Annotated in this window: 23 protein-coding genes and 1 tRNA gene; 11 read left to right on the top strand and 13 right to left on the bottom strand. The window is 63.2% G+C overall.

Annotation, left to right across the window (positions count from 1 at the left end):
- Positions 1-267: 267 nt before the first annotated feature.
- Positions 268-1068: a phosphoribosylaminoimidazolesuccinocarboxamide synthase gene (purC, locus tag WFP36_RS10790; protein WP_336980399.1), complete on the bottom strand. Its 801-nt coding sequence runs from the start codon at positions 1066-1068 to the stop codon at positions 268-270.
- A gap of 169 nt (positions 1069-1237) precedes the next feature.
- On the opposite strand from purC, the gene WFP36_RS10785 reads away from it, so the two are divergent.
- The 6 genes from WFP36_RS10785 (at position 1238) to WFP36_RS10760 (ending at position 6352) form a co-directional block, all read left to right on the top strand.
- A complete protein-coding gene (locus WFP36_RS10785) occupies positions 1238-1648 on the top strand; it encodes a ketosteroid isomerase-related protein (RefSeq protein WP_336980398.1) in 411 nt (136 codons plus the stop codon).
- A complete protein-coding gene (locus WFP36_RS10780) occupies positions 1645-2232 on the top strand; it encodes a GNAT family N-acetyltransferase (protein WP_336980396.1) in 588 nt (195 codons plus the stop codon). Before WFP36_RS10785 ends, WFP36_RS10780 begins: the two co-directional genes overlap by 4 nt.
- Complete coding sequence (locus WFP36_RS10775; protein ID WP_336980394.1) at positions 2229-3116, top strand: carbon-nitrogen hydrolase family protein; 888 nt, start codon at positions 2229-2231, stop codon at positions 3114-3116. The genes WFP36_RS10780 and WFP36_RS10775 overlap by 4 nt, the downstream gene beginning before the upstream one ends.
- A gap of 107 nt (positions 3117-3223) precedes the next feature.
- On the top strand, positions 3224-5500 hold the full coding sequence (locus WFP36_RS10770; RefSeq protein WP_336980392.1) for a TonB-dependent receptor: 2277 nt from the start codon (positions 3224-3226) through the stop codon (positions 5498-5500).
- Between the two features lie 97 nt (positions 5501-5597).
- A complete protein-coding gene (gene msrB, locus WFP36_RS10765) occupies positions 5598-6098 on the top strand; it encodes a peptide-methionine (R)-S-oxide reductase MsrB (RefSeq protein WP_336980390.1) in 501 nt (166 codons plus the stop codon).
- Positions 6099-6124: 26 nt separating this feature from the next.
- Positions 6125-6352, top strand: coding sequence for a hypothetical protein (locus tag WFP36_RS10760; protein ID WP_336980388.1), 228 nt, complete (start codon positions 6125-6127; stop codon positions 6350-6352).
- 18 nt (positions 6353-6370) lie between these two features.
- On the opposite strand, the gene WFP36_RS10755 is transcribed toward WFP36_RS10760, so the two are convergent.
- Positions 6371-6757 carry a winged helix-turn-helix transcriptional regulator gene (locus WFP36_RS10755; RefSeq protein WP_336980386.1) on the bottom strand — a complete coding sequence of 129 codons (387 nt, stop codon included), beginning with the start codon at positions 6755-6757 and terminating at the stop codon, positions 6371-6373.
- A 116-nt stretch (positions 6758-6873) separates the two neighbouring features.
- On the opposite strand from WFP36_RS10755, the gene WFP36_RS10750 reads away from it, so the two are divergent.
- Positions 6874-7626, top strand: a complete 753-nt coding sequence (locus WFP36_RS10750) for an SDR family oxidoreductase (RefSeq protein WP_336980384.1) — start codon at positions 6874-6876, stop codon at positions 7624-7626.
- Between the two features lie 3 nt (positions 7627-7629).
- Here the strand turns inward: WFP36_RS10750 and WFP36_RS10745 are convergent, their stop codons facing one another.
- Positions 7630-8466, bottom strand: coding sequence for an NAD(P)-dependent oxidoreductase (locus tag WFP36_RS10745; RefSeq protein ID WP_336980382.1), 837 nt, complete (start codon positions 8464-8466; stop codon positions 7630-7632).
- A 71-nt stretch (positions 8467-8537) separates the two neighbouring features.
- Between WFP36_RS10745 and WFP36_RS10740 the strand changes: the two genes are divergently transcribed.
- Positions 8538-8903 carry a nuclear transport factor 2 family protein gene (locus WFP36_RS10740; protein ID WP_336980380.1) on the top strand — a complete coding sequence of 122 codons (366 nt, stop codon included), beginning with the start codon at positions 8538-8540 and terminating at the stop codon, positions 8901-8903.
- Between the two features lie 40 nt (positions 8904-8943).
- Here the strand turns inward: WFP36_RS10740 and WFP36_RS10735 are convergent, their stop codons facing one another.
- Entirely contained in the window at positions 8944-9432 is a 489-nt protein-coding gene (locus tag WFP36_RS10735) for a nuclear transport factor 2 family protein (protein ID WP_336980378.1), read from the bottom strand.
- A 72-nt stretch (positions 9433-9504) separates the two neighbouring features.
- Positions 9505-12111, bottom strand: coding sequence for a G8 domain-containing protein (locus tag WFP36_RS10730; RefSeq protein ID WP_336980376.1), 2607 nt, complete (start codon positions 12109-12111; stop codon positions 9505-9507).
- A gap of 492 nt (positions 12112-12603) precedes the next feature.
- Here WFP36_RS10730 and WFP36_RS10725 point away from each other — a divergent pair, with 492 nt between their 5' ends.
- A complete protein-coding gene (locus WFP36_RS10725; protein ID WP_336980374.1) occupies positions 12604-15183 on the top strand; it encodes a G8 domain-containing protein in 2580 nt (859 codons plus the stop codon).
- Positions 15184-15481: 298 nt separating this feature from the next.
- Here WFP36_RS10725 and WFP36_RS10720 read toward each other — a convergent pair whose 3' ends face one another.
- From WFP36_RS10720 to infA, 8 genes are all read right to left on the bottom strand, one after another.
- Entirely contained in the window at positions 15482-16105 is a 624-nt protein-coding gene (locus WFP36_RS10720; protein WP_336980372.1) for a hypothetical protein, read from the bottom strand.
- Positions 16102-16806, bottom strand: coding sequence for a HupE/UreJ family protein (locus tag WFP36_RS10715; RefSeq protein ID WP_336980370.1), 705 nt, complete (start codon positions 16804-16806; stop codon positions 16102-16104). The genes WFP36_RS10720 and WFP36_RS10715 overlap by 4 nt, the downstream gene beginning before the upstream one ends.
- The gene (locus WFP36_RS10710; protein ID WP_336980369.1) at positions 16803-17270 is read right to left on the bottom strand and encodes a hypothetical protein; all 468 of its coding nucleotides are present in this window, start codon (positions 17268-17270) and stop codon (positions 16803-16805) included. The genes WFP36_RS10715 and WFP36_RS10710 overlap by 4 nt, the downstream gene beginning before the upstream one ends.
- A gap of 472 nt (positions 17271-17742) precedes the next feature.
- Positions 17743-17818: transfer RNA gene (locus WFP36_RS10705), tRNA-Phe, on the bottom strand.
- A gap of 107 nt (positions 17819-17925) precedes the next feature.
- Positions 17926-18102: a DNA gyrase inhibitor YacG gene (locus tag WFP36_RS10700; protein ID WP_336980367.1), complete on the bottom strand. Its 177-nt coding sequence runs from the start codon at positions 18100-18102 to the stop codon at positions 17926-17928.
- Positions 18099-19073, bottom strand: coding sequence for a ribonuclease E/G family protein (locus tag WFP36_RS10695; protein WP_336980365.1), 975 nt, complete (start codon positions 19071-19073; stop codon positions 18099-18101). Before WFP36_RS10695 ends, WFP36_RS10700 begins: the two co-directional genes overlap by 4 nt.
- Complete coding sequence (locus WFP36_RS10690; protein ID WP_336980363.1) at positions 19066-19668, bottom strand: Maf family protein; 603 nt, start codon at positions 19666-19668, stop codon at positions 19066-19068. Before WFP36_RS10690 ends, WFP36_RS10695 begins: the two co-directional genes overlap by 8 nt.
- Positions 19669-19677: 9 nt before the next feature.
- Positions 19678-19923 carry a translation initiation factor IF-1 gene (gene infA / locus WFP36_RS10685; RefSeq protein ID WP_021689091.1) on the bottom strand — a complete coding sequence of 82 codons (246 nt, stop codon included), beginning with the start codon at positions 19921-19923 and terminating at the stop codon, positions 19678-19680.
- A gap of 210 nt (positions 19924-20133) precedes the next feature.
- Here infA and WFP36_RS10680 point away from each other — a divergent pair, with 210 nt between their 5' ends.
- Positions 20134-23229, top strand: a complete 3096-nt coding sequence (locus WFP36_RS10680; RefSeq protein ID WP_336980355.1) for a TonB-dependent receptor plug domain-containing protein — start codon at positions 20134-20136, stop codon at positions 23227-23229.
- Between the two features lie 425 nt (positions 23230-23654).
- A complete protein-coding gene (uvrC, locus tag WFP36_RS10675; protein ID WP_336980353.1) occupies positions 23655-25595 on the top strand; it encodes an excinuclease ABC subunit UvrC in 1941 nt (646 codons plus the stop codon).
- Positions 25596-25606 lie beyond the last annotated feature (11 nt).

Genomic DNA, 25606 nt, shown 5'->3' with positions numbered 1-25606 from the left:
GCGTGAAAGGGTGGGGGCAAACAAAAGGCGATCGGATCGTTTGCAGACGCACGATGCCATCATCCCTTGGCTATCCGCTATCGTCATGCTGAACTTGGTTCAGCATCCATCTTTCCCCACAGGCATCAGCTTGAGCAGGAGAAATGGACCCTGAAACAAGTTCAGGGTGACGACTGAGGAGGCTCTGTCAGCGGCCTCTCGCGTCGAGTTTGCAGGCTGACAATTCGCCAAACAAAAACCCCCTCCGGATCGGGAGGGGGCTTTGTGTTACTTCTTCGGCTTTTCCGTCTTGCCGCGCAGCTTGCGGTGGGCGGAGAGGTCGAGCACTTCGCCGGGGGCGCCGTCGTCTTGCATCAGGCCAAGGCGGCGGGCCACTTCCTGATAGGCTTCTTCCTCGCCGCCGAGGTCGCGGCGGAAGCGGTCCTTGTCCAGCTTTTCGCCGGTGGCCATGTCCCACAGGCGGCAGCCATCGGGGCTGATCTCGTCGGCCAGGATCACGCGGCTGTAATCGCCGTCCCAGATGCGGCCGAATTCGAGCTTGAAGTCGATCAGGCGGATGTTGATCGCGGCGAACATGCCGCACATGAAATCGTTCACCCGGATCGCCATGGCGGAGATGTCCTGCATCTCCTCATTGCTGGCCCAGTTGAAGCAGGCGATGTGTTCTTCGGCTACCATCGGGTCGCCCAGCGCATCGTCCTTGAAGTAATATTCGATCAGCGTGTGGGGCAGCGGTTCGCCCTCTTCCATGCCCAGACGCTTGCAGATCGAACCGGCGGCGACATTGCGCACGACCACTTCGATGGGGATGATTTCCACCTGCCGCACCAGTTGCTCGCGCATGTTCAGGCGGCGGATGAAATGGGTGGGAATGCCGATGTGCGAGAGGCGCGTGAACACATGCTCGCTGATGCGATTGTTGATCACACCCTTGCCGTTGATCGTGCCGCGCTTCTCCGCGTTGAATGCGGTGGCATCGTCCTTGAAGTACTGGATCAGCGTGCCGGGCTCGGGGCCTTCGTAAAGGATCTTGGCCTTGCCTTCGTAGATCTGGCGGCGACGGGTCATCGTTTTCCTCGGAAAAATAGCAAGCCCCGGCGCTAGCGAGTCGGTTCGGACTGCCTGGCCGGGGCGATCGGTTCCCTATACGCTCACCGCGCCGAAAAGCAATTGTCCGATCCCCCGCGATTGCCTAACGGCGCGGGAAGCTCACCCGGGAACCTGCAGGGAGAATTTCATGGCGCGCGCAAAGGCACTGAAGCTGGTCGAAACCTATTATGCCGCCTTCAATTCCGGCGATGGCGAGGGGATGCTTGCCTGTCTGGCCGAAGACGTGGCGCATGACATCAATCAGGGTGCCCGCCAGTCCGGCAAGGATGCCTTCCGCGCGTTTCTGGCCCATATGGACCGCTGCTATGCCGAGAAACTGACCGACATTGCGATCATGGCCAATGACGAAGGCATGCGCGCCGCGGCTGAGTTCATCGTGCATGGCGAATATCTGACCACCGATGAAGGCCTGCCCGAGGCGGCAGGCCAAAAATATGTCCTGCCTGCCGGGGCATTCTTCGAGATTGCGGACGGTCTGATCGCGCGGGTCACAGTCTATTACAATCTGGAAGACTGGGTCCGGCAGGTCGGCGGATGAGCGTTTCCGTCCGTCCGCTGGCGGGCGAGGAGCTCGCCGCTCACCTCAAGGACCTTGCCGCGCTGCGGATCGCCGTCTTCGCCGCCTATCCCTATCTCTACGACGGGGACGAGGCTTACGAGGCGGAATACCTCAAGGAATTCGCCGCCGCGCCCGATGCGGTGCTGGTCGCCGCCTTCGATGGCGATCGAGTGATCGGTGCTGCCACGGCTTCGCCCATGTGGGCGCAGAAGCCCGAGTTCCGACAGGTGTTCGAGGACAAGGGCATCGATACTTCGAAGCTGTTCTATTTCGCGGAAAGCGTGCTGTTGCCCGACTATCGCGGCCACGGCATCGGCCACGCCTTTTTCGACCATCGCGAGGCGGCGGCGAAGGCGGCGGGGGCAGACCGGGCCTGCTTCGCGGCAGTGGTGCGCCCCGCGGATCATCCCGCGCGGCCAACGGGTTACAGTGCCCTCGATCCGTTCTGGCGCAAACGCGGCTATTCCCCGGTGGAAGATTTCATCACCCATCTTGCGTGGAAGGAGCATGGGGAGGAAAGCGAAAGCCTCAAGCCCATGCAATATTGGATGCGCAGCATTTGAGCTTCACGGTCGCAGCAGCCCAATATCCCATCGAACGCCACGATCGCTGGGATTCCTACGTCAGCAAGATCACCGGCTGGGTGAGCTATGCCGCGCGGCGCGGATCGAAGCTGGCGGTGTTTCCCGAATATGGTTCGATGGAACTCGCCTCGCTCGATGCGGAGACGATGGGCGATCTGGAAGGCTCGCTGCGTTTCGTCGCTTCCATGGCGCCACATGTGGATGCGCTGCACATGGAACTGGCGCGTGAGTTCGGGCTCCATATCCTTGCCGCCAGTATTCCGGTGCTGCGCGATGGCTATTACCGCAATGCCGCGCGGCTGTTCACGCCGTCGGGCGCTGTGGGCGTGCAGGAAAAGCTGGTGATGACCCGGTTCGAACGGGAACATTGGGGCGTCCATTCCGGCGGCCCCTTGCGCCTGTTCGAGACTGAACTGGGCCGGATCGGCGTGCTGATCTGCTATGACAGCGAATTCCCGCTGCTGGGCCGCGCCTTGGTGGAGGCTGGGGCGGAACTGATCTTGGTGCCGAGCTGCACCGACAGCATGGCGGGCTTCAACCGCGTGAAGATCGGCGCGATGGCGCGGGCGCTGGAAGGTCAGTGCTATACTGTCCAGGCCCCCACCGTAGGCATGGCGCAATGGTCCCCGGCGGTGGACGAAAACCACGGCGCGGCGGCAGTCTATGGCCCGCCCGATCTCGGCTTTCCCGACGATGGCGTGGTGGTGGCGGGCGATGTCGATGCTTCGCAATGGGCCTTTGCCGATATCGACCTGCGCCGCGTGGCCAAGGTCCGCCGTTCCGGCGCGGTGTTCAACATGGCCCATTGGGGCGAACAGCCGGGCGCAGTGGCACTGCCGCCAGTTGAGCGAGTTTTCCTTTAAAAACCTAGGTTTCCGTAGCGTCAATTGACAGGCCGATGGCTTGCCGCCAGAGGGGCGCGCGAAACGCCCGGCCGGGGTTGAGGCCGGATGCGTGGGAGAAAACAACAATGTCGCAGCCGCGCATCACTGGTGCCCTTTCCCTCTCCGCCCTTGCGGTTTGCCTGAGCTTTGCCGCCCCGGCGGCCGCTGAAGAAGCCGCTGCGCCGAAGCAGGGCGAGAGCGTCATCATCGTTTCCGCCAAGGAGCCGGGGGCCGACCAGCTCGACTACGCAGGTAGCGTGGTCGCCATCGACAAGGCCGCGCTGGATGACCGCAAGGTGCAGGACCTTTCGACGCTGAGCTATGCCAGCCCGAATGTCTCGCTCGACCCGATCGGGACCTTCAAGGGCGTAGCCAATTTCGCCATTCGCGGGTTGGGCATCAACAGCTCCATTCCCTCGATTGACCCGGCGGTCGGCCTGTTCGTCGACGGCGTCTATAGCGGCATCAATGCGGGCAGCGTGTTCGACATGCTGGATGTGGAACAGGTGGACGTGCTGCGCGGGCCGCAGGGCGTGGCCTTTGGGCGCAACACCACGGGCGGCGCGGTGCTGGTCACCACTGCCGATCCCAGCTGGGAATGGGAAGGCCATCTGCGCATGGCCGTGGAAGGCCCGGTGGATGAAGGGCGGGGCGATCCGCTGATCACCGCGCGCGTGGTCGTGTCGGGCCCGCTTTCGGACCAGATCGCCATCCGGCTGGGTGCGCTGCACACCAGTGACGGCGGCTATTTCAAGAACCTCTACGATGGCGGCGATCTGGGCGAGGAAGAGACCACCGTGCTGCGCGGCGGCCTTGCCCTGCGCCCGGCCGAGCGCCTGACGCTGACCCTGAAAGGCGAGTGGACCAAGAGTTCGGGGCAGGGCGCGGTCGGCCACAATAATGGCCAGCATCCGCGCGACAGTTTCGACGTCTCGCTGGACGAGCCGGGCTTCTACCGGAGCGAGGGCGGCTCTGTCACTCTGCGCGGCGAGTATGAGCTGGGCCGGGGCAAGCTGACCAACATCTTCGGTTGGCGGAAATATGATCTTTCCACTCGCAACGACATCGATTCCTCGCCAGTGCACCTGTTCCATTCGGATACCGGCACCAGTCAGGAACAATGGTCCAACGAACTCTATTACGCTGCCGATTACGGCGCGCTTTCGCTGACGAGTGGCGCCTATATCTTCCATCAGGACGTCGGCTACGACGAAGTGCGCGACCTCACCGGGCTGGGCCAGGCGGTCAAGTCCTATGGCGGCGGCAGGCAGGGCCATGACGTCTACGGGCTTTACGGCCAGGCCGATTACGCTCTGACCCCGGCGCTGACGCTCACGGCTGGCCTGCGCTGGTCGCGCGAGGAAAAGAGCGCGGCGATCACCTATGTCCGCCCGCGCGACGCCTGTTCGGCCATCGACGCGACCTGCCCCACCGGCGGCCAGCGCGTGGCGGGCGAGAATAACGGCTTTACCGACAAGCGCGCGTGGGACGGCCTCTCGCCCCGCGTGGCGCTGGCTTACAAGCCTTCGGAAGAGAGCACTCTTTTCGCCAGCTGGACCCGCGGTTTCCGTTCGGGCGGCTACAATCTGCGCATCACCCAGCCTGCCGCCTTCGAGCAGGTCGCGGCCGAACTCGGTTCGCCCGCCTTCGACGAGGAAAAGGTCGACAGCTATGAGGCAGGGGCCAAGTGGCAGGCTGCCAACGGTGTTGCCCGCGTCAACGCGGCGGTGTTCTGGACCGACATCGGCGGGTTGCAGCGCGAAGTGAACGTGCCGAGCCTGACCTCCGGCCTCGCCCAGTCGGTCTACAACACCGCTGACGCTCGCATTCGCGGCGGCGAGGTAGAGGCTCAGCTGGCACCCGCCACCGGCCTGACCCTGTCCGCCAATGTCGGCTACACCGATGCCGAATATCGCCGCATCTTCTTCGATCTCAATTCGGACAATGTGATCGACGCGGCGGACCTCGACCTTGCCCTGCCGCGCGCGCCCAAATGGACCTGGGGCGGCAGTGCGCGCTATGAAGTGGGCCTGGGCGGCCTCGGCATGCTGGTGGCCAACGCTTTCTTCCAGCACCGTTCCGCCTATGCCTATACCGACAATAATTGGGGCTATAATTCGGCGTCGGACCGGCTCGATGCGAGCCTGGCGCTGAAGCTGGCGGATTCCGGGCTTACCCTGACGCTCTATGGCCGCAACCTGCTGGACGAGGTCCAGTTCGGCGGCGACACGCAGCTGGGCTTTGCTGGCGGCGCCTATTCGGACGGCAATAACCGCCCCTTCGATCCGCATCCGGCTGCGGGCACGTTCTCGCCCATTTCCAAGGGCCGCGTGCTGGGTCTGGAACTGGCGGCGGATTTCTGATTGCCCGTCGGGGCAAGTGGACAGGCCTGCCGGGCTGAGGCACATATCGGTTTTCCCGCGAGAGGGCCCGGTACATGCTTCTGCCCGGTATTCCGCAATGACGCGCCGCGAGTTGATCGGCATGGCGAGTGTGGGCGTGATCGCGGCCATGATCGCCGCCCGCTTCGCTCTGTCGGAAGGAGCGGAGGAGCCTCCGCCAGGCAACTTCCCCGTGACGCATAGCGAGGCCCAGTGGCGCGCAATGCTGAGCGCGGAGGCCTATCGGGTCCTGCGCGAAGGCGCGACGGAGAGACCCTATACCAGCGCGCTGTTGAAGGAGCACCGCAAGGGCACTTTCGCCTGCGCCGGTTGCGCCACTGCGCTCTTCGCCTCGGAAAAGAAATATGACAGCCACACCGGCTGGCCGAGCTTCTGGGACGTATTGCCGGGAGCGATCATCGAACGTGCCGACCACAAGCTCGGCATGGTGCGGACCGAAGTGCTCTGCAAGACCTGCGGTGGCCATCTCGGCCATGTCTTCAACGATGGGCCGCAGCCCACCGGATTGCGCTATTGCATGAACGGGGTCGCGCTCAGTTTCACGCCGGCCGCAGCATAAACGACAAATGGGGAGAAGGGATCATCATGGCTGAACTTTTCAATGGTGCTGGGCGGGCTATCGCCACGATCATGGGCCTGCTGATGATGGCGATGGGAAGCGTGTGGATCCTGCAGGGGCTCAACATCGCCTTCCTCGACAGCTTCATGGCGAATGACAAGCAATGGGTGCTGTGGGGCGGGTTGCTGGCGCTGGCCGGTCTTGTCCAGGCAGTATGGAGCAACACGCGCGCGGGTTACTACAAGGCGCGCTGATCCAGAGGGCTGGACGCCTTACACGCGCGCGTCGAATTCGGCGCGCGCCGCTTCCACCTTGCCGATATTCGCTTCGGCCCATGTCCAGACGCCGCAAAAGGCATAGCTGAGCGAGTGGCCAAGTTCGGTCAGCCGGTATTCCACCTTGGGTGGGATCACCGGGTGGACAGTCCGCTTCACCAGCCCGTCCCGCTCCATCTGGCGCAGGGTCTGGGTCAGCATTTTCTGGCTGATCCCCTCTACCTTTCGGCCGATCTCGGTGAAGCGCAGTTCGCCATTATCCTCCAGGATTTCGAGGATCAGCAGCGTCCATTTGTCGGCCACCCGGCCGATCATGTCATGCACCAGCCGTTCCAGCGCGGGATCGATCTCGGCTTCTTCCATCTGTGCTGACTGCTCGCTCATCCGCCGGAATCCTTACGCTCTCTTTTGGGTAAGTATAAATCTTTTTGGTGCCTTCTTTCAAATAGAGAGTTTCGGCGTAGCTTCCGTCCTCAAGGCAAGACCAAAGGAGGCTACTCATGAAACTCACCGGAAACACCATTCTCGTCACCGGCGGCGGCTCGGGTATCGGGCAGGGGCTGGCATGGAAGTTCCACGATCTGGGCAACAGTGTGATCGTCGCCGGGCGCCGCGCATCGGCGCTGGCCGAGACGATCGAAGGCCGCGCCAACATGCATGCGCTGGAACTGGACGTGGCTGATCCTGCATCGGTGGCGGCCGCGCTGGAGGTGCTGGGGCGCGATTATCCGCAGCTCAACATGCTGATCCATTCCGCCGGGATTATGACCCATCACGAATTGGGCAGTGGCGGCGATATCGATACGGCGGCGCGCATCATCGACACCAATCTGATGGGCACGATCCGCGTGGTGGAAGGGCTGCTCCCGCAGCTGGAAGGCAAGGAGAATGCGGCGATCTGCACCGTATCGTCCGGCCTTGCTTTCATCCCGCTGCCTTCGACCCCGGCATACAGCGCCAGCAAGGCGGCGGTGCATTCCTACACCGTTTCGCTGCGCCACAGGCTGAAGGGCAAGGTGGAAGTGATCGAGATCGCACCGCCCGCCGTGCAGACAGGCCTGACGCCGGGGCAGGAAACGCGCGCGGGCTTCATGCCGCTCGCTGCCTATCTCGACGAGACGATGGAGAACTTCGCCAAGGTACCGACGCCGCAGGAAAACCTCGTCGGCAATGTCCTGCCGCTGCGCAATGCGGATCGGGACGACAAGGTGGAAGAGATGCTGGCGATGTTCGAATCGCTGGGCATCCTCTGATCTCTACCGGGCGAGGAGCGCCTTGATCCCTTCAAGCTCCTCGCCTGCCTCATAGGCGCGGGCGCGGTCGGTGAAGAAATCGCCGAGCCCGTGCCAGATGGCCGCGGCTGGCGCATCGTCCGGAGCGAGAAAACCGGCGATCTCGTGCATCTCCGCATCCCAGCGATAGGCGCGCGGATACATGGTGGGGATGGCGCCGCGCTGGCGGCCCATCAGCCATTCCATGCTGATGCCCATTTCCTTGAGCAAATCCTCATCCGCGCCGTGGCGCTGGGCGGCCAGCAGCATGGCGGTGACAAGGCCCATCACGCCCTTGTTGATCCCGCCATAGCACATCTTGAGCGCGGAGGCGGCGCCAAGCGGCCCATCCAGCACCCGCGTATCGAGGCCGAAGGGATTGATCGTGGCGGCTACCTGATCTGCCCCGTCGCCGCAGACATAGAGGCGCGGCCCGTCATAATTCTCCGCCGGGGGGAAACCGATGATCGCACCATCGACCATCTGCCCGCCCAGTTCATTCACTCGTGCGGCCATGCGGTGCTTGGTCTCTGGACTGAGCGCATTGGCATCGCAGAACAGCGGCGCATTGGCCTGCGCGAAGACAGGGGCGAGGGTTTCCACCACGGCTTCGGCCTGGGCAGGCGGCACGATCGACAGGATCAGATCGGCGCTGGCGATCTCGTCCAGCGTCGCCTCGGTCATTCCCGCAGCCGCGGCCCTTTCGCGCGTGGCAGCGCTGCGTCCGTCCAGCAGGGTGGGGACAATGCAGCCATTGTCATGAAGGCGGCGGGCCACGCCGGAACCCATGGCCCCGGCACCGATGACCGCGATTTTTGTCATAGGCAAACTCCCTAGCCAATCCGGAGCGGGAGTCACTACCGCCCACGAAAAGGATCGGTTAGGCTGCCTCCATGAGTGGCCTTGATGATCCCGCAGAATTCGCCCGGCGCTGGACCGCCGCCTGGAACGCGCATGATGTCGATGCAGTGCTGGAGCTGTTTCACGACGATGTCGTGTTCACTTCTCCGCTCGCCGCACGAATAGTGCCGGAAAGCGGCGGCGTGATCCGGGGCAAGGACGCCCTGCGCGATTACTGGACCGCCGCCCTTGCCGAGCGGCCCGGCCTGCAATTCGAGCTGACCGGCATTCAGGCCGGGATCGACAGCCTGCTGATCGTGTTCCGACACCCCGGCGGGCCGGAACGGGTCGATGTGCTCCGCCTGCGCGATGGCCTCGCCTTCGAAGGGCACGGCACCTATCCTGTGCCGCTGGACTGACGAGGAGAGGGGGCAGTGCTTCCCTCCCATGTGAACGCGTCTATTCCGCAGCCCTGACAGGCGGCGTGCCCCACGCACGATCTTCGCCTACCCATGGCACCTGTCCGTTGATCCACAGATCGACGTCGACGCTCTTGAAGCGCCATTCGCCGTCCGCTTCCCTGGCGGCCAGAGTATCCCATGTGCCCATCCCGAACACCCGGTTCTCATGGGTGACGACATCGTGCTGCAGGATCGACCAGAAGGCCTTGATCCGCACACCATGCTCGCCTTCCGGGCTCATCAGTACGGCGCTGAAACGGTGTTGGCGGCCGAGATAGTGATTAGGCCGGTCGTACCACAGCGAATCCGTGGCCCGCTTCAATCCGTCCCGCCCCACGCATTTGCCCTGCGGCCAGTGGGCCAGCCAGCCATCCTCGGCAAAGGTGGCGGCATATCCATCGAAATCCCCGGTATCGAGCGCCCAGCAATAGCGGGCCATCAATTCCTCGATCTCGACCCGGTCTTCCAGCGGGACTTTCGGTTTCATCTGTCGCTCTCCCCAGTTCTTCTATCTGTCCGGATGCTGCGTCCAAGGGCCAGACTTGGCAAGCCGCTGCACTTACCTGCTGACGTCCAGGCGAGCCCCTGCGGCAAAAGCACCACCGGGGCCTGGGCCGACAGTGCTCACGCCGGCACCGGGGGTGCCAACCGTAACCGTCTTACCGGCCGCATTGTCGACAACCAGCTTGACCCACAGGGTGCCGTTCTCGCCGTAATAGGAGGTCTCACTCGCCTCCTTCAGTGCGGCCAGGCTGGCTTTCTGCACGCCGCCGACAGTGTTGCTGAAGCCAGGAAGCTCGAAGATGACCCATGAGCCATCGTCCATTTCGGACAGGGAGAGGGACAAGTCCTTCTTGCCCGTCTCCACTCTTACTTCGGCGCCGCTGCGGATCGTCGTCTGGCCGGTATATTCCCACCGCCTGCCATTGCGGCTGAGCATGACCGGATCGGCAACCGGGCCGCTGCCGAAGCCGAAATTGCCGCCCACGCTGAAGTGGCCGAAATCACCCCGGCACACCGCCGCGCCCCAGTCCGGCCTGATCTGGCAGGCTTCCTCGTCCGATGCGATACCGTTGTCGATCACGATGTAGGAATTGGCGATGCCGCCGACCGAGCCGTCCTTGTCATGGATCGCGGCGCCTCTCCAGGCATTCCCACGCCCGAAATCGGAGGACCATTTCCGCACGACCGGCGGGAAATCGACCGGTCTGGAGTTGATGAATTTCGCGCCTTCGATGGCGTTCTCCGAGCTCATGCCGAAGCTGGTATACATCAGGTAGGAGAGTGCCCCTGCACTGCGCGTCTCGTTCGGTTTGAAGTTCACGAAAGTGGTATTTTCCACGTCGTGGCGCAGGTCGTAATATTCATAGCCGCGGATCGGGTAATCCGGGATGTCGTTCGGCATGCTGCGGCCATAGGCCACTTCCTGCGGCGTGCGCGGGGTGCCGATATTGTCGCTCTCACCCACGAACAGCGAGTCGACCACCTTCGACGTATAGGCAGCGCGACCGACCGCGGAGGCCGCATGAGTGAAGCCGATCGCATTGTCGGCCACTTTCAGATTCTTGAACAGGTGGAGCTCGCCGCGGCCCCAGACTGCACCGTGACGGTTCTTGTAGGCAGTGAAATTCTCGAAAACCGAACCCTTCGGCGGGCTGGTCGGGTCGTTCGGATCGGTAAAGGCGAAATGGTAGTTGCTGCCACCCACGCTGAACGTCCCATCGGGCTTCGGGCCGCGATCGAACATGAAGCCGTCGAAATTCGAATGGGCGGTGTTGCCGGAAAACTCCCGCATGGCTGTTCGGCGGGGCCAGATCTTTTCGGTGCCCTCCTTGCCTTCATGCGCGCCGGTCGGATGTTCCGGCAAGGCGAACCAGAAACCGGTCTGCTCGGACCCTGCGGCGACATTGTCCCGGTAGATATTGTCCGGATTGGTGATCCAGAAGGTCGAGGCTGTGTTGTCGGACGGGATCAGCACTTCCTTGGAGCGCTGGCCTGCCGGTCCCGATGTCGTTCCGCCCGGTCCGAGATTGGTCGGGACACAGGGCAGGGTGGGATGACACTTGGTTTGGATGCCCAGATTGTGGACGAACTGGTTCCCCGTCTCCACCGCGTCTTCCAGGAAGAAGCAGTGGCCCACGGTGTTGAAGGTCACGTTGTTTTCAATCCGCAGGTTGTTGGTGCCATGCACCGTCACGCAGCGGCTGTAGGTGTCGTGGATCGCCGAGTTGCGGATGTACTGGCCCTGGCCTTCGCCGATGATGTGCCAGTGGATCGGATAGCGGGCCAGATTGAGGTGTTGGCCCATGCGATTGAGCTCGACGCCGGAGACATACATCTTCGACCCGGCCATCGCCATGATATGCCCCCCGAAATAGGAGCTTGCGGCGTCGTCGGATGCCTGGATGCGGATGTTACGGGTCAGCAGGCCGACCTCGCCACGCTCGTCCACGCCATAGGTGATTTCGCCGAAGTGCATGTATTCCAGTGGCTTATCGAGCGTGATCGCGTTGCCTTTTATGGCAGTGACGGTTCGCCGCTCCGCCTGCTTGGGATCGAAATCGGTTGAGGCCAGGACGATTTCATCGCCCTTGCGCCACCCGCTTGCATCCAGCACTTCGATCCTGCTGCTGCCGGCCTTTGCCGTCTTCGCCAGCTTGGTCCAGGTGTGCGTGCGGTCGCCATGCAGGTTCAGGGTACCGGCCATCATCATGATGCCCCGGTCGCCCATGGTGTTGATGTCTTCGTTGGGGACCTTGTCGGTGAGGGTGATCGTTGCCTTGCGAGTGAAGGGCACGGCCTCGGTGCCGACTTCCAGTTCGCCGCCGGCCAGCAGGATCCATTCGCTTTTCAGTTCGAGGTCACGATCGTCCGCGAAGCTGAGCTTGCCGTCGATCGTCAGGCTGCGCAGCGCGGGCGGGCTGACGTCGAGGATGATTTCCCGGTCCCGGCCGATCCGCACCGCGTCGCCATCGCCTGGCACCTTTCCGTCCGGCCACGATGCAGGATCGGACCAGCGCGACTGCTTGACCGCAGAGGAAGGCGCCGGGGAGGGCATGTCCATATGGTCATGCGTTTCCTGTGCGCTGACTTCAGCCCCTGTGCCGAGCAGAAGCGAAACGGGAAGAAGCACGGCAGGAAGAAGCAGGCGAAGCCGCATGCGCATGATGATGATCCCCTCAAGCGGGACTGCGGGTCCCGTTTTTGTATTTGGCAAGAGTTTGCAGAGCTTTGACTGATTCGCCAAGCCGACATGAGGAGTGTTTCAGGCGCCGCTGTATTAATTACATCCGCTCCGGCATCTTCGTGGTTTTTGTTCATGGAATGATGTGCGGAAGCTGATTGCAGTTCGGCTGCGAAACTCCTTGTTTCCCACCTGATCTGCGGCGGGCGGTTTCCAAAGCGTCAACTGGCCGCAAATGTGGCCCTGTCTTGTGACGACCAAAGACCCGACTTTGCCGAGGAATAGCGAAACCTGCCTTGTTGCCGATGAGTCTTTCCGATTGTTTTCAGAATCTTGTTCTTCCTCTGCGTCAGATGGAGTCACTCGGAATCCCGCTGTAGCGAAGAGAAGTCTTGGCAAATCAGGCCATCCGGTGCATGCTTTTTGCCGAATGCAAAAAGAGGGACGTAAAGTTCCGATTGAGGGGATAACGTGATGGCCAAGCAGTCTCGCCTGCTCCAAGTTTTCTTACTTCTACCCGTATCGCTCCTGCTCGGCACTGGCTCTGGCGCTGCTGCCCAGGAGAAGCACGACCATGCCGCCATGGAAGTGGAAGCTGCTCCCAAGACCGTCAGATCGCTGCGTTGGTCCGATCCTGCGTCTTGGCCGGACGGAAAGGTGCCGGGGGAAGGCGATGCCGTCACGATCGCCCGCGACATGGACGTTCTCCTCGATGTCAGCCCGCCCGCGTTGCGCAGCCTGACGGTGAGCGGCAAGCTTCGCTTTTCCAACGATCGCGATCTCGAGCTCAAGACCGAGTGGATCTACATGCCGGGTGGCGAACTGGAGATCGGCACCGAAGCGAGGCCCCATACGCGCAAGGCCACCATCACCCTGACCGACAATGTCCCCAACGAAAACATCAACACGATGGGCGATCGCGGGATCATGATCCTGAGCGGTACGCTGGATCTCCATGGCGACCGGGAAAACAGCTGGACCAAGCTGGCCAAGACGGCGAAGGCCGGCAGCAACAAGATCGAAGTGCTGAATGCCGGCAGCTGGCGGGTAGGTGACGAGATCGTCCTTGCCTCAACCGACTTCAATCCCCGGCAGGCAGAGAGGCGCCACATCACGGCGATCAAGGGCAATTCGCTGACTCTCGATAAGCCGCTGGAATACATGCATTTCGGTGAGATCACCTTCGGCGTGGACGAGCGTGGCGAGGTCGGTCTGCTGACCCGCAACATCCGCATTCAGGCGTCCGACGACGCGGAAAAATCCTACTTCGGCGGCCATATCATGGCGATGGCCGGGTCCAAGATGTATGTCTCGGGCGTCGAACTCAATCGCATGGGCCAGCACATGCATCTGGCCCGCTATCCGATCCACTGGCACCTCATCGGCGAAGGCGAGGGGCAGTATATCCGCAACTCCGCGATTCACGACACTTTCAGCCGCTGCGTGACAGTGCACGGCACCAATAATTTGCAGATTGAAAACAACGTGACCTTCAACACCGTGGGGCACTGCTTCTTCATGGAAGACGGGATCGAAACGGGTAACCAGTTCGTCCGCAATCTGGGCATCCAGACCAAATGTCATCCGACCCTGCCGTGCGAGCCGACCAACCTTACCCTGCCTCACCAGAACACGGCCGGTCAGGCTTCCAAGCATGTACTGATCCCTTCGGATAATACCGTCTCCACTTTCTGGATTACCAATCCCGACAATACCTATCGCGACAATGTGGCAGCGGGCTCCGACCAGATCGGTTTCTGGATGGCCTTTCCGCAGCATCCGACCGGGCAGTTCGAAGGCACGGAGATCAGCAAGAAGACCTGGCCCGGACGGACCAAGGTGCGCGAGTTCAGCGGCAATACCGCCCACTCCAATTTCGATGGTTTCATGCTCGATCGCGGCCCCGGCCCGGATGGCAAGTTCGGCATCGCTGGCCCCAATCTCATCAGCTACGCCGATCCTGCCGATACGAGCAGCGGAGTGGTGGTGTCGACCTTCGACAATTTCACCGGTTACAAGAACCGCAACGGCGCCATCTGGGGGCGGGGCGAGTACCACCTCTACACCAACCTGAAGCTGGCCGATAATGCGATCGGCTTCACTCATGCGGTCGCCATGCCCGGTATTGCGCCCTATACGTCACGGGTCGAGAACTCGCTGTTCGTGGGCGAGAGCGATAATATCGGCAATCCCACCACGCCGGAGGAAGTGGCCTACGGCCGCAGCTTGCCGGCGGCATCCGCCGACTTCCCGATCCGCGGCTACGAATATTACGATTTCCACCACGAGGTGGAGAATACCACCTTCGTGAATTACGTCGCCAACGACCTGCGCGATGCGGGCGCTCTTTCCTACCTGCTGTTCACCAGCTTCGGCATGAGCACCGAGAACTCGGTCAAGGGCCTGAAATTCGTCAACGCGAAGCCGGTCAGCTTCCCTCCGATCCAGCGCCGCTGGGCGTCGGATTACGGGCGCAGCGCTGCCTACAAGAGCGCCGCGTTCCGTGACCTTGACGGTTCGGTCACCGGGGCTCCCGGTGCCTATATTGTCATCGACAACGGCATCGCTTCTGACGAGAGCACCTGCTCGGTAAAGTCCAGCTGGAATGCCGCAATCTGCAAGGGGGACATTGGCCGCCTCAACATCGCGGGCGATTTCAACGGGTTCCAGACCGGTCCCATCACCAATCCGATCATTCTCCAGCGCAATGGCAAGCGCGTCGAATATATCGGCGAAACCACGCTTGGCAGCGGTGCCGAGCTGCGGGTCGAGACGGCCCGGGACACGCTGTCCCTCTCCCTGCGGGAAATGGACCAGGGTTCCTACGTGATTTTCGAACTTCCCGGCTTCGCTGCCACCGTAGGCGGCACGCAGGAAAGCAGCCTTGCAGCACTGCGTGCCGCCAATCGGACGGCCTACTACAGGGACGGCGACACGCTGTGGGTCAAGCTCGTGGTCGAAGATGCGGACCACAAGGGCGCCGTCGTTGAACGGGTCGGCAATCTCACGGCGCAGGCCACTATAGAAGTCAGCCGGGAAGGTCTCGGCGGCTGATCGAACGAAAGCCCCCGGTGAAAGCCGGGGGTTTTTTTCTTTGTGCCTGAAGAAATGCGCCGGGCATCACAAGGACAGGGGATCGGAGTGAGCCTCTTGCCGATGCTTCCGATCGCCGTCGAAAGCTCGAAGGAACTCGCCAGTTTCTGCCGGGTGAGGCGAGGCGGCCCTGTGCTTGCCCTACAAGGGGCCGCTGACCCAGATGCTCGGCGTTGTCGCACCAGCCGGGATGGGGCTGGTCTGGCGGCTTGAAACATGCCGATACGCGCGGTGCAAACGCGCGTATCGGCACTCGCTGCTACTTGGCCTGCGGGGTCAGCTCGCGATCCTGCTCGCCGAAGGGGCCGAACAGTTTCGAGCCGGTGATGTTGCCCGAAGCGTCGAGGGTCAGCGTTACGCGCTCGAGCGAGCGGTTCTGCCAATACCAGCCATGGATTCCTGTGAACGGAGCGACATAGCGGCCGCCGAGATGATCGGCCTGCTCGATCGCATAGCTCTCCGTCAGATCGGTCCCGCCATCGAACGGGTGGGCGTGCATATCGTAGTCCAGCGGGCCCGTGGCCTGCCAGAAGAAGGTGATCGGCTTGCCCTGGTCGATTACATATTTGAGCTCGATGCCCTCGAAGGGTCCGAGTTCGAACGTCCAGTGATCGCTCGCGCCGGGCTCCGGCGCCGGGGCGGTGTCGCTGCGGGTGAACACGCCTTTGCGCTTGAGGCCCTTCTCGAGATACTTGTTCGGGGGCTCCGAAATCTGGAGCAGGCCGGTTGCCTTGCCGAAGCCGGTCGGATCGATGCCGTATTGCGCGGGCAGCACCGCCAGGACGACGATCGCGGCCGCGCCGACCACGGCAATTGCACTGCCAACAAGGATCCCGCGTTTGGTAGGAGCAGCCGGCAGCGGTTCGTTCACAATGTCGCTCATGATGAAAAATATCCTTGAAGCTGGTAAGCGGTAAGCAGGAAGCCGGCGGCGATCAGGGCGATATTCGCCGAGAAAGCGCCGCGCTTGAAGCTGGCGGTTCCGCGCCACAGGTTGAGGAGCGAGACGACCAGGAACAGCACGATCACCTGCCCGACCTCGACCCCGATGTTGAAGCCGATCAGGTTGGTCAGCAATCCGTTCTTGGACATCGCCAGGTCCTGCAGCTTTGTCGAAAGACCCATGCCGTGGCACAGGCCGAAGGCCAGCACGGCGAACTTCGTGTTGATCGCAATGCCGAGCTTCCTGAAGCCGCCGATATTCTCGAAGCCCTTGTAGACCACCGACAGGCCGATGATCGCATCGACGATGTAAGAGTTCGCGCCCCAGCCGAAATAGGTACCCAGCATGAGGGTCGTCGAATGGCCGATGGTGAACATCGAGACGTAGAGGATCACGTCCTTCAGGCGGTAGAGGAAGAATACTACCCCGATCAGGAACAGGATGTGGTCGTATCCGGTGACCATATGCTTGGCCCCCAGATACAGAAACGGGATGAAAGCCGGTCCGTCCGTGCCCTGCACGAAGGCCTTGTCGCCCTCGGCAACGTCATGGGCATAAACTGCGGCGGACCAGAACAGCATCGCGGCGGCAAGCAACAGGCCTTGCACGCGCGAGGTGAGTTTCACCGCAAGCGGGTTCACGCCCCTTCTCCAGCCCCTGTGCTCTCAGCAGGGACCGCGGGCGGATAGACCTGATGGCAGGCGCTACACACGCTGTAGACAGTGCCGCCGACTTCGAAGACCTTGTCGACGTTCTTCTCGACCGCGGCTTGCTCGGCCTGCTTCGACACCTCGACCAGGCCTTGAGCGAACTGCTTCCAGTCCTCGCCGCGCCCTTCGGTATAGGCATCGGTCTGAAGCAGTTGACCGAACTTTCCGATTTCCTCGGCAGCCTTGCGGGCCTTTTCCCAATCCGCATCGGTCTGCGGCAGGACCTCGTGGTTGCCGGTTTCGTCGCTGATATATTGAACCGCGCCCCAGTAGATTTCCGCGGTCGGCTGGACCTGCTTCGCCATCAAATCCTTGATCGGCACGGCCGGCGGGGCCTGGTTGCAGGATGCGAGCAGAGACGCCCCCAGCAGCGCGCACGCGAATTTTGGAATCATTATACTCTCCTTGGGTCTATCCGGCCTGTTTGGCAGGCTCGCTGCCTTCGAGGCAGTTAATTAACGTAACAGAGGTGCGTTACACGAGGTCAAAGTGAAGGAGGAACCGGTCCTCATGATCGGTCAGGCCGGCGATGGTGGAGATCGCCGATTGCTCACCGCAGTTTGTCAGGCTCTGTGGGACCAGGGAAGCGGCCCTGCGCCTGGTTTCGGGACGGTCAGTACGCTTCCAAGATTTCGGATCGGATATTCTATCGCTTCTCGCGGGGCTTCGCATTTCGAACGGCAATATCCGTAAATGCCATCTGGGGGCCTCTCGATTCTCGCTCGATTGACCGGCCCCCAAAATCGGCCCCCACTTGGGGGCTGCTGCTGGCGAACAGGCGCGAACACTGACGGCCAGGTCAGATGCGATTTATCCCGGATTTCTGCGATTTGCCTGGATGTTGGCGACCATCTGCGAACAGGCAGATGGTGCCCGGGGACGGAATCGAACCGCCGACACCATGATTTTCAGTCATGTGCTCTACCAACTGAGCTACCCGGGCATCGCTGCGGCGACAGTCATTGGAATGACCGGCGAGCGGCTTGGAGACGGGGCCTATGGCGAAGGGAGCGCTGCTTGGCAAGAGCAAGAATCCCCCTTTTTTGAAATTCATTCCTCCCGGGCGATATCTTCCGGGTCTGCGGGCGGGCCGGGCAGGGCGTAGCCGTCATTCAGCCAGCGGGCGAGATCGCGGTCGCGGCAGCGGGCCGAGCAGAAGGGGGCGAATTGCTTGACCTGCGGCTTGCGGCAGATCGGGCAAGGCTTGGCTTTTACGGCGTCGGTCATAGCGGCACGGCCTGCGCGAAGCCTGCCTCCAGCGCAAGGGCGGGATCGCTTTCCACACGGATTTCGCGCCCGGTGCGGCGGGCAAGCTCGGCCAGCCATTCGTCCTTGAGCTTTGCGCGGATGGCGGGGTGGCAGGTGAGCAACAGGGCGCCGGGCTGCGTGATGCCTTCGGCCCGGCGCAGCAGGCGGCGCGCGGCCATGCCGGTGCGGCTGCTGGCGGCGCGCTGCAGGATCGACGGGCGGGCGAGCCGCGCGACGAGCTGGATGAAGCCGAAGCCGTTCATGGCGGTGCGTTCATGCGGCCAGTCCGTGAGAGCCTTGCCGAGCGCCTCGTCCACTGCGCGCCGCTCGGCCTTGGCGACCAGCGTGGGAAAATCCACGCCGACCGATCCGCCGATGTCGAGCCTGCGCAGGGCGGCGCCGATGGCGGGCACTGCGGCAAGGGCGAGGCGGGCGGGCGGGAGAGTGCCGTCCACGTCGATCAGCGTCATCGCCGGAGTCGGGCTGAGCAGCAGCGAGCCGCCGGGAAAGGCGATCTCGCGGGAGAATGCCTCGTCCAGCAGATCGTCCCATCCTTCGATGGGGAAGCGGCGAACGATGCGGGCGGAATGGCCTTCCCGCTCCAGCGCTTCGGCAAGGCTTGGGGCAGGGCGGGGGCATTCCTCGGTCGGTCGGGCCTGGGCGAGCTTGGTGCGTCCTGCCTCGCCGATGGAGGCGCGCGTGACTTCCAGCCGGATTGTCGCGCCTTCGCTGGCACTTTTGGGCAGGCGGTCCACCAGCGCTTCCTCGCCGCCGGCAAAGCGGGCCGTGCCGCGCGCGCTGCCGGCCTGGCGGGCGATCAGCCGGGCGTCTTCGATCTGCCCGGCGGCAAGCGATCCGGGCCAGTCGATCCGGGCGGCGGCAATGGCATCGCCTTCGATCAGGATCGCGCGGTTCTCGCCGATCCCTTCCTCGACCAGCCATTCAGCCAAGGGAGAAGCCTGCCGATTTGAGCAGGGCGCGCGTTTCGAACAGGGGCAGGCCCATTACGCCGGAATGGCTGCCGCTGATCCATGTGATCAGGCCCTCGGCCGCGCCCTGGATTGCGTAACCGCCGGCCTTGCCGTGCCACTCGCCCCCGGCGATATAGGCCTCGATCTCCTGGTCGGAGAGACGCTTGAAGCGCACGATCGTCTCGCTCAGCCGGTCCTGCAAGGCGCCTGAGGGCGACAGGAGCGCGACTGCGGAGAGCACGCGGTGGCGGCGGCCGGAAAGCAGGCGCAGGCAGCTGCGCGCGGTCGCCTCGTCTTCCGCCTTGGGCAGGATGCGGCGCCCGCAAGCAACCACCGTGTCGCCCGAGAGGATGAAGGACGGATCGCCCTCTGCAAGGCCCTCATGCGAGGCGAGCGCCTTCTCACGCGCCATGCGCAGGGCATAGGCGCGGGGCAGTTCCGCCCGATGCGGGGTCTCGTCAATGTCCGAAGCGCGGATCGCGGCGGGCACGATGCCCAGCCGCGCAAGCAATTCGCGCCGGCGCGGGCTGGCGGAAGCGAGGATCAGCTGCGGAGAGCCGAGGGGCGCGGTCACGCGCCGGCCTTATTGCGGACCGGGGCCGCCCCGGCCGGGCATGAAGCGATAGGTGATGCGGCCCTTGGTAAGATCGTAGGGCGTCAGCTCGACCAGCACTTCATCGCCCACGAGGACGCGAATGCGGTTCTTGCGCATCTTGCCGGCGGTATGGCCCAGAATTTCATGGCCGTTTTCGAGCTCGACCCGGAACATCGCGTTAGGCAGCAATTCCACTACCTTGCCGCGCATTTCGAGGAGTTCTTCTTTAGCCATATGTGTTCTGTTTCCGGGTGAGATTTTCGATCTGGCGCGCCCAATAGCCCCCGGAGCCGAAAAAGGAAAGCCCGTGCCGACGATGAGCGTTCATCGGCGTAAATCCGGCCTTAATCGAATTGCGACCTTTTGTTACGAAACGCGGCTTGAGGGTCGTGCGTTACCCCCGCATTAGACGCCCACCATCCCTGAAAAAAGACAAAGTCAACGATGACCCTGAACCGCGCCCTATTGCTGTCGGCTATTTCCAGCCTTGCCGTGACTTCGGCTATCCCTGCCTATGCCCAGCAGGAGCCTGCCGCCACGTCGCAAGAGCCGGTCGACCCTGCCGATGACAGTCTCGACACGGAAAACGAGATCGTCGTTACCGCCCAGAATATCCGCGGTTCGGTGCAGGTCGCACAGCCGCCGATCCAGGTGCTGAGCGAGACGGATATCGCCGCCTATGGCGCCAGTTCGATTGCGGACCTCGTCGCGGCTCTGGCGCCTCAGACCGGTTCCGGCCGCGGGCGTTCCTCCGGTCCGCCGGTGTTCCTTGTCAACGGCATGCGCGTTTCCAGCTTCCGCGAAATGCGCTCCTTCCCGCCCGAGGCGATCCAGAAGGTGGAGATCCTGCCGGAGGAAGTGGCCCAGAAATACGGCTTCTCCGCCGATCAGCGCCTGATCAACTTCATCCTGAAGAACAATTATTCCAGCCGCGAACTGGAAGGCGAATATAGCCAACCGGGCGCAGGCGGCACTTCCACCAAGCAGGTGGAGGCAACCTATCTCCAGATAGCCGGGCCGAGCCGTTTCAACATCAATGCCGAATGGAACGACACCAGCCTGCTGACCGAAGCGGAGCGCGGCGTGGCCCAGTCAGTCGTGCCCGGCCTTGCCACCGATCCCGATCCGGCGAATTACCGCAGCCTGGTGGGCGACAGTTCCGACCTGGAACTGACCGGCAACGTCACTACCCGGCTGGGCGATGCGGGTAGCTCGCTCTCGGTCAACGGCACCTATGAACGCAGCCGCAGCCTCAGCCTGTCGGGCCTCAATACCGTGACGCTGACCGATCCGGACGATGCGAGCAACAGCCTGCTGCGCACCTATGGCGAGGACGATCCGCTCGCCCGCCGCAGCCGGACCGAGACGGTGTCTTTCGGCAGCACGCTCAACGCGCCGCTGGGCGATTGGCAGCTGACCGGCACGGTCGATGCCAGCCGCGCTCGCAGCACGACCGAGATCGACCGCTATGCCGATTCCTCCGTGCTGGAAGATGCAGTGGCCGATGGCTCGCTGGCTTATAACGGCGTGCTGCCTTCCACGGTCAGCTCCGGCTTCGACACGGCCAAGACGCTGACCGATTCCGCCAGCTCGCTCGTCACCGTGATGGGCTCGCCGCTGATGCTTCCGGCGGGCGATGTCACGCTCACTCTGGATGCGGGCTATAAGTGGAACCGGGTGCAGAGCGAGGATACGCGCAATCCGGGCGTGGAAAGCAGCCTGACGCGCGGCGACCTTTCCGCGGGCTTCAACCTCGGTGTGCCGATCACCAGCCGCGACGACGATTTCCTCGGGGCGGTGGGCGACATCAGCCTGAACTTCACCGCCGGCGTCGATCATCTCTCCGATTTCGGCACGCTTACCGACTGGACGGCCGGCATCAACTGGGGGATCACCGACACGCTGAACATCCAGGCGAGCTACATCACGCGCGATGCGGCCCCCGGTCTCAGCCAGCTCAACAGCCCCGAAGTGGTGACGCTGAACGTCCCGACCTACGATCTTTCGCGCGGGGAGACGGTGCTGGCCACGGTCATCAGCGGCGGCAATCCCAACCTGACCAAGGAAAAGCAGCGCGACGTACGCATCGGCGCGTTCTGGCAGCTGCCGTTCCTCAGTAATTCCAGCATTTCGGTGGAATATAACCGCAATAATTCGTCGGACGTCAGTGCCTCATTCCCGCTGCTGACCCCGGCCATCGAGGCGGCCTTTGCCGATCGGGTGCAGCGCGATGCCATTACCGGCCAGTTGATCTCGATCGACCAGCGCCCGGTCACGTTCGACAGCCAGAAGTCTTCGCGCCTGCGCTTCGGCCTCAATTTGTCCGGCCCGTTCGGCAAAGCGAATGCCAGTGCGGGCAATGCCAACAGCCCCTTCGCCATGATCCGCAATGCCACTGGCGGCGGGCAGGCCAGTGGGCAAGGGAATGGGCAGGGTGCTGCTCCGGCTGCGGGGGCGAGCGGGCCGCAGGGCGGCTTCGGCGGCCCCGGTGGCGGCTTCAATCCCGAGCGCTTCGCCCAGTTCCGCCAGCAGCTTTGTGCCGATGGCGCGACGCCGGACATCGCCCTGATGCCCGAGCCGATGAAGGCGAACCTGCTCAAGCCGGACGGCACGATCGATCAGGAAAAGCTCAACCAGGCCAAGCAGCGCATCTGCAGCAGCGATGGCCCTCAGGGTGGGTTCGATCCGGCGCGCTTTGCGGAAATGCGCCAGCGTTTCTGCGCCACCGGCAATGACGAAGTGCCCGATCTCGCCGCGCTGCCCGAGCCGGTCCAGGCCAATCTGCGCGGTGCCGACGGGAAGCTCGACCCCGAGAAATATGCCCAGTTCAAGCAGCGCGTCTGCAGCAGTGACGGTCCGCCGCAGGGTGGGCAGGGCAATGCCCAGGGAGCCGGCCAGGGTGGTGGCCAAGGTGCTGCCTTCGCCGGTCCTCCCCCGGGTGGCCCGCCTCCGGGCGGTGCCGGTGGTGGTGTCGGTGCTGGTGGACGTGGCGGGCCGGGCGGCCCCGGTGGCGGCTTCCGCGGACCGGGCGGCGGCGGCCCCGGTGGCGGCGACGGCCGTGGCCGCTGGTTCATGAACCTCAATTACACGCTGGAACTCGAGAACGAGGTGCAGATCGCGGAGAACCTGCCGTTGCTGAACCTGCTGGACGGCGATGCCCTGTCCGGCAGCGGCGTGGTGCGCCATTCGGCCCAGTTGGTGGGCGGGTTGTTCTATCGCGGTATCGGCATGCGCTACACCGCCAGCTATTCCGGCCCCAGCCGGATCGACGGCACTGGCCTGTCGGGCAGCACCGATCTGGAATTCGGCAGCCTTGCCAAACTGGACCTGCGCATGTTCGCCGATCTGGGCCAGCAGGCCAAGCTGGTGGAAGCCGTGCCCTTCCTGAAGGGCAGCCGCATCTCCTTCGGCGTGGATAATGTGTTCGACAGCTATCGCACTGTCACGGACTCCAATGGCGATGTGCCGCTGCGTTATCAGCGCGCCTATATGGACGCGAACGGGCGGACCTTCTCGCTGGAATTCCGCAAGATGTTCTGATGCGGATGGCGGGTTAGAGCGAGATCCTGTTCCGCTTGATATGGCTCGTCATTGCGAGCGTAGCGAAGCAATCCAGGGCGAAGCGCGTCGAACCCTGGATTGCTTCGGGCCTGTGGCCCTCGCAATGACGAGCTAATCTGCAATGGTCATCCCCCAAGGCAGATTGAAAAAGCAGAGGGGCCGTCGCCATGTGGCGCGCGGCCCCTCTGCTTTTCATTTTCCTACACGCCGCCTGCTTGCCATAAGCCGGTCATGACCTGCCGCACGCCTTCTGGGCCGTCCCTCGCATCCCCTCTTTCCGCCTGTTCGGGCGGCCATGGGGCAGGGGGCGAGTTTTCTCCCAGTACAGTGTCAACCTTGTCAACTTCGGTGCCTTTCCGGGCATCGGAGGTTCCCTTTTCCGCCGATTTTCCTATCTGGCCAGCATGAGCAAAACCCCCGCCGGAACTCCCCACGATCCCCGAGGGGCCGAACGCTTCAATGAGGAGCGGGCGGCCTATACGGTGCGTTCCGCCCAGCCGGATATCGAAGCGGGCGTGGCCGCCATCCGCGCGACAGTGAAGGTGCTTAAGCCCAAGCCGGGCGTCTACCGCATGCTCGATGCGCGGGGCGACGTGCTCTATGTCGGCAAGGCGCGCGCGCTGAAGAACCGCGTTGCCAATTACACGCAGGTGGAGCGGCTCACCAACCGGCTGCGGCGCATGGTCAGCCAGACGCGCAGCATGGAAATCGTCACCACCAATAGCGAGGCTGAGGCGCTGCTGCTGGAAACCCAGCTGATCAAGCGCTTCCGCCCCGCCTATAATGTGCTGCTGCGCGACGATAAGAGCTTCCCCTTCATCCTGCTGCGCGCGGATCACGATTACCCCCGCATCACCAAGCATCGCGGCGCGCGCAAGGCCAAGGGGAACTATTACGGCCCCTTCGCCAGCGCGGGTTCGGTCAATTCCACGATTAATGCACTCCAGAAGCTCTTCCTGCTAAGGTCCTGCACAGACAGCTTTTTTGCCCGGCGGGACCGGCCTTGCCTGCTCTATCAGATCAAGCGCTGCTCGGCGCCCTGCGTGGGCCGGATCGATGAAGCGGGCTATGGCGAATTGGTGCGGCAGGCCAAGGATTTCCTCGGGGGCCGCTCCACTGCCGTGCAGCAGGAAATCCAGCAGCAGATGGAAGCCTCAGCAGAGGCGCTGGACTTCGAACGCGCGGCGATGTTGCGGGACCGGTTGCGCGCTGCCACTGCCATTCAGGGCAGCCAGGCGATCAATGCCGCCGGCATTGCCGAGGCCGATGTCTTCGCCATGGCAGTGAAGGGCGGGCATGTGGCAGTGCAGGCCTTCTTTATTCGCGGCGGCCAGAACTGGGGCCACCGGGCCTTCTTACCCGCCCATACCGATGGGGTGGAGGAAGATGCCATTCTGGCGGGCGTGATCGCCCAGTTCTACGAGGAAGTGCCACCCCCGCGCCTCGTGCTGGTGGACCGCGAGATGGAAAGCGGGGAACTGCTGGCCGAGGCTCTGGCAAGCGCCAGCGGGCATAGGGTGGAAATTTCCATTCCCCAGCGCGGCGACCGGCGGCGGCTGATCGAACAGGCATCGCGCAACGCCGTGGAGGCGCTGGACCGGCGCATGGCGGAGAGCAGCACCACTGCCAAGATCCTGCGCGAAATGGCCGATTTTCTTGAACTGCCTGAGCCGCCCGAGCGGATCGAAGTCTATGATAACAGCCATATCCAGGGCACCAAGGCCGTGGGCGCAATGGTGGTGGCCGGGCCGGAAGGCTTCATCAAGAACCAGTATCGCAAGTTCAACATCAAGTCCGCGCAGACCGATGACGATTACGGCATGATGCGCGAAGTGATGACCCGTCGCTTCGCGCGTGCGCAGGAGGAAGACCCGGATCGCGACGGGGATAGCTGGCCCGACCTCGTGCTGATCGATGGCGGCAAGGGCCAGATGAACGCAGTGAAGGATGCGCTGGAGGAACTGGGGATCGAGGACGTGCCCCTGATCGCCATCGCCAAGGGGCCGCATCACGGGCGGGAAGGGCGCGAAGTGTTCCACTTCCCCGATGGGCGGGAGAAGATGCTGCCAGTGAACTCGCCGCTGCTGTTCTATCTCCAGCGCCTGCGCGACGAGGTTCACCGCTATGTCATCGGCGCGCACCGGGCCAAGCGCAGCCGCGCGATCACTGCTTCGCCGCTGGATGAAATCCCCGGTATCGGCCCGGCAAGAAAACGCGCCTTGCTGCTGCACTTCGGAACCGCCAGCAAGGTGCGGGCGGCTTCGCTGGAAGATCTGCAGCGGGCACCCGGCGTCAGCGCCGCCGTGGCGCAGACGATCTACGATTTCTATCACCCCAGCGGGTGAGGGAGGTTCAG

The sequence above is a fragment of the Fulverythrobacter fulvus genome, assembly GCF_037154085.1.
GTDB lineage: Bacteria > Pseudomonadota > Alphaproteobacteria > Sphingomonadales > Sphingomonadaceae > Andeanibacterium > Andeanibacterium fulvum.
Note: the sequence above shows the minus strand (reverse complement) of the source record. Positions and strands in the feature narration are given on the sequence as shown.

Bases quoted from the DNA above. Each gene is read 5' to 3' on its own strand.
- WFP36_RS10735 (WP_336980378.1), bottom strand. From the start codon at position 9,432: ATGAAACCGAAAGTCCCGCTGGAAGACCGGGTCGAGATCGAGGAATTG.
- WFP36_RS10680 (WP_336980355.1), top strand. From the start codon at position 20,134: ATGACCCTGAACCGCGCCCTATTGCTGTCGGCTATTTCCAGCCTTGCC.
- WFP36_RS10730 (WP_336980376.1), bottom strand. From the start codon at position 12,111: ATGCGCATGCGGCTTCGCCTGCTTCTTCCTGCCGTGCTTCTTCCCGTT.
- WFP36_RS10785 (WP_336980398.1), top strand. From the start codon at position 1,238: ATGGCGCGCGCAAAGGCACTGAAGCTGGTCGAAACCTATTATGCCGCC.
- purC (WP_336980399.1), bottom strand. From the start codon at position 1,068: ATGACCCGTCGCCGCCAGATCTACGAAGGCAAGGCCAAGATCCTTTAC.
- WFP36_RS10770 (WP_336980392.1), top strand. From the start codon at position 3,224: ATGTCGCAGCCGCGCATCACTGGTGCCCTTTCCCTCTCCGCCCTTGCG.
- infA (WP_021689091.1), bottom strand. From the start codon at position 19,923: ATGGCTAAAGAAGAACTCCTCGAAATGCGCGGCAAGGTAGTGGAATTG.
- WFP36_RS10750 (WP_336980384.1), top strand. From the start codon at position 6,874: ATGAAACTCACCGGAAACACCATTCTCGTCACCGGCGGCGGCTCGGGT.
- WFP36_RS10700 (WP_336980367.1), bottom strand. From the start codon at position 18,102: ATGACCGACGCCGTAAAAGCCAAGCCTTGCCCGATCTGCCGCAAGCCG.
- WFP36_RS10740 (WP_336980380.1), top strand. From the start codon at position 8,538: ATGAGTGGCCTTGATGATCCCGCAGAATTCGCCCGGCGCTGGACCGCC.
- msrB (WP_336980390.1), top strand. From the start codon at position 5,598: ATGACGCGCCGCGAGTTGATCGGCATGGCGAGTGTGGGCGTGATCGCG.
- WFP36_RS10780 (WP_336980396.1), top strand. From the start codon at position 1,645: ATGAGCGTTTCCGTCCGTCCGCTGGCGGGCGAGGAGCTCGCCGCTCAC.
- WFP36_RS10745 (WP_336980382.1), bottom strand. From the start codon at position 8,466: ATGACAAAAATCGCGGTCATCGGTGCCGGGGCCATGGGTTCCGGCGTG.
- WFP36_RS10720 (WP_336980372.1), bottom strand. From the start codon at position 16,105: ATGAGCGACATTGTGAACGAACCGCTGCCGGCTGCTCCTACCAAACGC.
- WFP36_RS10710 (WP_336980369.1), bottom strand. From the start codon at position 17,270: ATGATTCCAAAATTCGCGTGCGCGCTGCTGGGGGCGTCTCTGCTCGCA.
- WFP36_RS10755 (WP_336980386.1), bottom strand. From the start codon at position 6,757: ATGAGCGAGCAGTCAGCACAGATGGAAGAAGCCGAGATCGATCCCGCG.
- WFP36_RS10725 (WP_336980374.1), top strand. From the start codon at position 12,604: ATGGCCAAGCAGTCTCGCCTGCTCCAAGTTTTCTTACTTCTACCCGTA.
- uvrC (WP_336980353.1), top strand. From the start codon at position 23,655: ATGAGCAAAACCCCCGCCGGAACTCCCCACGATCCCCGAGGGGCCGAA.
- WFP36_RS10760 (WP_336980388.1), top strand. From the start codon at position 6,125: ATGGCTGAACTTTTCAATGGTGCTGGGCGGGCTATCGCCACGATCATG.